The organism is Streptomyces tricolor, assembly GCF_002155905.1.
In the GTDB taxonomy this organism is placed as follows: domain Bacteria; phylum Actinomycetota; class Actinomycetes; order Streptomycetales; family Streptomycetaceae; genus Streptomyces; species Streptomyces tricolor.
In genome coordinates this window covers 1-5,405 of record NZ_MUMF01000023.1, presented here as the reverse complement: position 1 = coordinate 5,405, position 5,405 = coordinate 1, and the positions used below count along the sequence as shown (strand labels likewise).

Genomic DNA, 5,405 nt, shown 5'->3' with positions numbered 1-5,405 from the left:
CCGGAGGGGGACAACCGACCGGAGGGGGACAACCGACCGGAGGGGGACTACCGGCCCCAGCTCCCGGCCGCCACGCCCGGTCTCGCCGTCGAACTGCCCGACGTCCGGCGGCAGTACGGCCGCGGAGCGGGCACGGTGCACGCCCTCGCGGGCGTCGACTCCGCCGGGCCGCGCGGCACGTTCCCCGGCTCCCCCGGTCCCGCTCGGGAAGGGCGCTGTCGGCGCCCTCGGTGCGCTGGCGCTGTCCGCAGGAGCCCTGGAGTCGGTGGTGTCACCGACGATCCCGCTCCTGGAACGCGAACTGGGCATGAGCCAGTCCGAAGGGGCGCTGCTCAGCATCGTGCTCCTCATCACCGGTGCGCTCATCACGCCGTTGGCAGGCAGGTTCGGCGACCGCTACGGCGGAAAACGGGTCCTGGTCCGGCTGATGGCGGTCGTCGCGGTCGGTGGCACGGTGTCCGCCCTGGCCCCGAACCTGCCCGTGCTGCTGCTCGGGCAGGTGCTGCAAGGGGCGATGGTGGGCGCGCTTCCCCTGTCGTTCATCGTCGTGCGCAACAACCTTCCCCCGGGAGAGTCGAAGGTCGCCATCGGGGTGGTCAGCGGACTCTTCGTCGGGGGAGGGATGGTCGGCATGCTGTCGGCCGGGCCGGTGGCGGAAGAACTCTCCCGGCACTGGATGTTCGCGCTGCCCACCATCGCGGTCGCCGGGGCCACCCTGCTCGTGAACAGGCTCATGCCGGCCGATCCGCCGAGCGGGTCGGACGACGCCGGCCTCGACCGGCCCGGCCTGCTGCTCCTGAGCGGGATGCTGGTCACGCTCATGCTCGTACTCGCGCTGGCCCCCGAAGCGGGCTCGCAACCAGGCGTGCTCGGCGCCCTCGTCGTGCTGCTGGCCGTCTTCGCCGTCGGCTGGGTGTCCGTCGAACGGCGTGCGGCCTCGCCGGTCATCGATCCGCGCCTGCTGGCACGGCCCGCGATCCGGACGGCGTGTGTGCTGACGTTCGTGATCTGCCTCGGCACCTCGATGGCGGTCTACCTCGTTCCGCAGCTGTTCGACGAGCGCGGCGACGGGTACGGATTCGGCGCCGGCGCCACCGAGATCGGCTTCTTCCTGCTGCCCGGCGCCGTCGCCGCGACGCTGGCCGGACCGCTCGGCGGGATCGGGGACCGGCGTTTCGGCTCGCGTGCCGTGGTCGGCACCGGCGTCGTCATGATGACCGTCTCGCTGGTCGCCCTGGCGGCCGTGCACACCGAGGTCTGGCACCTCGTCGTCGGGAAGGCGCTGATCGCGCTGGCCAACGGCCTGTGCGTCACCGCGATGATGACCGGCACCGCCACGGCCGTCGATGCCGAGGACACCGGCGTCGCCACCAGTCTGATCCTGGTGAGCCGCGTGCTCGGCTACGCCGTGGGCGGGCAGCTCGGTGGTGCGCTCCTCACCGCCGCAACCCCTCCCGGGTCGGATGTCGCGGCCGAATCGGCCTACGTCACCGGCTTCGTCCTAGCCGCCGTCGTCACATCGCTCGCCCTGTTCGTCGCGCGCACCCTGCCCGAAGGAGTCGAGGAATGACCCTCACCCATCAGCTGACGGATGTCCGTGGCGCGCCGAGGCGCACGGTCCTGATATCCGGGGGCGGCATCGCGGGGCCCGCCCTCGCGTTCTGGCTGAACCGCTACGGATACGCGGTCACGGTCGTGGAGAAGGCGCCCGCCCTGCGTGCGGGCGGCTATCCCGTCGACGTGCGCGGCACCGCACGGGAGGTCGCCCGGCGGATGGGGATCCTGCCGCGGCTGCGGGACGCGCACATCGACCTGCGGCGGCTGACCTTCCTCGACCCGGACGGCAGCGAGGTGGCCTCCCTGCACCCGCATGCCGTCACCGGTGGCGTCGCGGGACGGGACCTGGAGGTACGGCGCGGGGATCTGACGGAGGCGCTGTACACGGCGGTCCGTGACGACGTGGAGTTCCTGTTCGACGACGCGATCGACACCCTCGACCGGACCGCCCACGGGGTCGACGTCACCTTTCGCGGGGGCGGCGGCCGTACGTTCGACATGGTGTTCGGTGCGGACGGCATGCACTCGCGGACCCGGGAGATGGTGTTCGGCCCGGAAGAGCGGTTCCACCGCTACCTCGGCTACTGCTTCGCCGTGTTCACCCTGCGCAACACCTTCGGGCTCTCTCACGAGACCGTGATGTGGAACGCCCCGGGCAGGGCCGCAACACTCTACGCCTCGGGAGACGACGACGAGGTGCACGCCTTCCTGAACTTCGCCCGGCCGGAGCCGGACTGGGACGCGTTCCGGGACCCGCGGGCTCAACGCGACCTGGTCGCCGAGGTCTTCGCCGACGCGGGATGGGAGGTCCCGGGCCTGCTGGCCGGCCTGCGTGAGGCGGAGGACCTGTTCTTCGACGGAGCCGGCCAGATCCGCATGCCCCGCTGGTCCAGCGGCAGGGTGGCGCTGGTCGGCGACGCCGCGTACGCGCCCTCGTTCCTCACCGGACAGGGCACCAGCCTCGCCCTCGTCGGCGCGTACATGCTCGCCGGCTGCCTCGCGGACCGGGACCATGTCGCGGGCTTCGCCGCCTACGAACGCGAGACCCGGGAGTTCGTGACCGTGAACCAGGGGCTGGTCGGCCAGGGCGGCGCCACCCTCTTCCCCACCACCGCCCGGGCCCTGAAGCAGCGCAACGAACGCCTGCGCAGCCTCAGCGCCATGCCGTCGGCGCAGGGAAACCCGGCTCATTCGGCCCTCACGCTGCCCGAGCCCCTGCCCCCGGCATGACCGCCGCACGGGATCGGGCGCTGCCGGCCGAGGGAACGGGTCGGCCCGATCACCGGAAATGCACATGCCTTTGGCATAATCCGCGCATGTCGAGCCGAGACACCGTCCAGTACGCCGCCGACGCGGGGCTGCTCATGATTCCGGGCGATCCCGCGAAGGACGTCGCCCCGGGGTTCGCCGTCTTCGACGACTCCGTCCCCGCCCTGCGCGCGTTCGTCCTCGGCCGGCTGCGGAAGGAAGACGTCCGGCCGGCACCGCGCAAGGCGGGGTGCGATGCCGTGATACCCGTCCGCGTGAGTCTCGTCCCCCGCCCCGACAACGACTACGACAGCCGTGCCGTCTCGGTCGCCGCCCCGCCGGAGACCACCGGCTCCGTTCTCGACCGGCACATGGGCTATCTCTACAGCAGCGCGCTGCACGTCACGAGCGAGAGCATCCGCAGGCTCACGGAGGAGACCGGGACGCCCGTCGGCTGCCACGGCTGGATCGAGCTGTACGACCTCGAATCCGACAGCCGTTTCCACGACGACGACAGCGAGGACGACGCGGAGGACGCGGACTGGGAGCCCGACCGTCATGAACCGGTGTCCTGGGCCGAGCAGAAGGCGTTCGGGTACGCGGTCGGTTCCGTCCGGGTCCTGCTGCCGGAGCGGCAGACCGTCCGCGCCCTCGTGGACGCGTACCTGAGCGAGCACCGGCCGGAAGCCGGCCGGGAGCCGGCACCGGCCGGTGGGGAACCGGGGCTGCGCCGGGCGCTCGCCGAGCGGCTCGCCGTCCGGCTGCGGACCGCCCTGAGCCATCGTGCCGCCGGCGGGGCCTGGGGCCGGGAGACCGCACGGGACCGCGCACGGCTGCGCCGGGACGCCGAGGCGCTGCCGCTGCTGCGCGCCTGGGAGGCGTACCGGGGCTCGGCACACGGATTCCGCGGCCTGCGGGCCGTCACCCGGTCCGTCTTCCGGCACACCCGGATCCTCGTCCTGGACGAGTCCGGCGTGCAGGTCGGGCAGTACCACCTGCCGGACGGTCCGCTCACGCTCGTCGACGAGCGGGTGCGGAGCGAGGCGCTCCGCGCGCTGCGCGCGCACGGGCTGGACGTGGACGCGCCCGAGGACCTGGCGGCCCTGGACGCCTTCCCGGACGCGGTGGTCGTCGTGGCCGCAGGCATCTGGTCGATCCGGCTGTCGAAGCCCGGCCTGTCGCGGGACCGGCTCCCCGAAGCCGGCTGGTTCGACGCTGACTCGGGCACCCTCACCGTGTACGCCGCACCCCTCGCCGAACCGATGACGGTGCTGCTGCGCCGGCACGGCGTGCGACCGTTGCTCGTGACCTGGGGCGCGCCGCGCGAGGAGGTGGAGCGGCACAACCTGCGGGCCGCGGTCACACCGGCCGGGACCAGCCCGGTCAGCCGCTCCAGCCGGGTGACGGCCGCCGCGCAGCGGCTCGTCCCGGAGCCCCACCGCCGCTGGCTCGCCGCGAAACCCGACGGCGGGCAGACGCCGGCCGCGCGTGCCGGCGGCCTGCTGCCGCCGCTCGTCGACGACGCGGCGCAGAACCCGTACTACCGGCGCGCCCTGGAGTCCCTCTTCGGGGCCCCGGTGGCCCTGGCGGAGCGCGGGCCGTGCCGGCTGTGCGGGCGCTCCGCCCAGTCGGCGCACGCGGGGCTCTTCTACTGCCACGGCTGCTGCACCCTCGCGCGGAGCGGGGTGCTGCGGGACACCGGCGAGGACGGCGCGTGGACGGAGGCGATCGTGTACGCGCTGCGCAGGCTCGCCGGGATCGAGTTCTCCGGGCCGCCGTCCCTCGCCCAACTGGACCGTCTCTGCGTGCCGTTCGACGACCCCGGCCTGGTCGACGAGGCCATGCTCTGCCGCTTCCTGGTGCCGCGCCCCGCCTCGGCACTGCTGGGCACGCGCCCGGCGCGGCCGGCCCGCACCTGGACGGAGTGGCTCGCACACGCCGGGCTTCTCACGGACGGGGTGCGCACGTCGATGGGTACGGCGACCAGGGCCACGGACGGGCACCTGTGCCGCTCGTTGTTCGAGCGGCACGTGGACGACTTCCTGCACCACTGGGGCGTGGCCCACGAGCCGGAGCCCGCGTACCCGCGCCACCCGGAACTGAACACGACCGGTCTGCGCGCGGACTGGCGCCTGGCGGACGGCACGTTCGTGGAGGCCCTGGGCCTGGTGACGAAGGAGGCGTACGCGGCCAAGGTGGCGCGCAAGCGGGAACTGGCCCGCCACCACGGCTTGCGTCTCGTCACGGTCACGCCCGAGGACCTGGACCGCCTCCCGGAGGCCTTCGCGGACTGGCTCCCCGGGGGCTCGGCCGGCTGACGGGCTCTGTGCGGCGCACGGCGCGCTCCGCAGATGCGCGGCGGTCACCGGCCGCGGCCCGGGTCAGTCCGAGGGGGTGATTCCCCAGGCGGCGGCCCGGGCGGCGGCGGCCGCGCGGTTGGGGAGGCCGAGCTTGGCGAGGATGTGCTCGATGTGGGTTCCCACGGTGCGCGGCGTGATGTACAGCCGCTCGGCGATCTCCCGGTTGGTACGGCCGGTGGTCAGTTCGGCCAGCACCTGGAGTTCCCGGGGGGAGAGTCCGCCCGGGAACTCCAGGTGCTG

General features: G+C 73.5%; 4 protein-coding genes. 3 read left to right on the top strand and 1 reads right to left on the bottom strand.

Going from position 1 to position 5,405, the window contains the following annotated elements; genetic code table 11:
- Window positions 1–235 precede the first annotated feature (235 nt).
- The 3 genes from CCN44_RS02035 to CCN44_RS02025 all read left to right on the top strand — a co-directional run bounded on the left by CCN44_RS02035 (window position 236) and on the right by CCN44_RS02025 (window position 5,123).
- Window positions 236–1,570, top strand: coding sequence for an MFS transporter (locus CCN44_RS02035; protein ID WP_086696693.1), 1,335 nt, complete (start codon window positions 236–238; stop codon window positions 1,568–1,570).
- On the top strand, window positions 1,567–2,787 hold the full coding sequence (locus CCN44_RS02030) for an FAD-dependent monooxygenase (protein WP_086696692.1): 1,221 nt from the start codon (window positions 1,567–1,569) through the stop codon (window positions 2,785–2,787). Before CCN44_RS02035 ends, CCN44_RS02030 begins: the two co-directional genes overlap by 4 nt.
- An 86-nt stretch (window positions 2,788–2,873) precedes the next feature.
- Window positions 2,874–5,123, top strand: coding sequence for a hypothetical protein (locus CCN44_RS02025; RefSeq protein WP_086696691.1), 2,250 nt, complete (start codon window positions 2,874–2,876; stop codon window positions 5,121–5,123).
- A gap of 63 nt (window positions 5,124–5,186) precedes the next feature.
- On the opposite strand, the gene CCN44_RS02020 is transcribed toward CCN44_RS02025, so the two are convergent.
- A partial coding sequence (locus CCN44_RS02020) for a response regulator transcription factor (protein WP_143649579.1) occupies window positions 5,187–5,405 on the bottom strand: 219 nt, incomplete at its 5' end.

What these genes read in the sequence shown, in the direction of transcription:
- CCN44_RS02030 (WP_086696692.1), top strand. Translation starts at nt 1,567, where the DNA reads ATGACCCTCACCCATCAGCTGACGGATGTCCGTGGCGCGCCGAGGCGC.
- CCN44_RS02025 (WP_086696691.1), top strand. Translation starts at nt 2,874, where the DNA reads ATGTCGAGCCGAGACACCGTCCAGTACGCCGCCGACGCGGGGCTGCTC.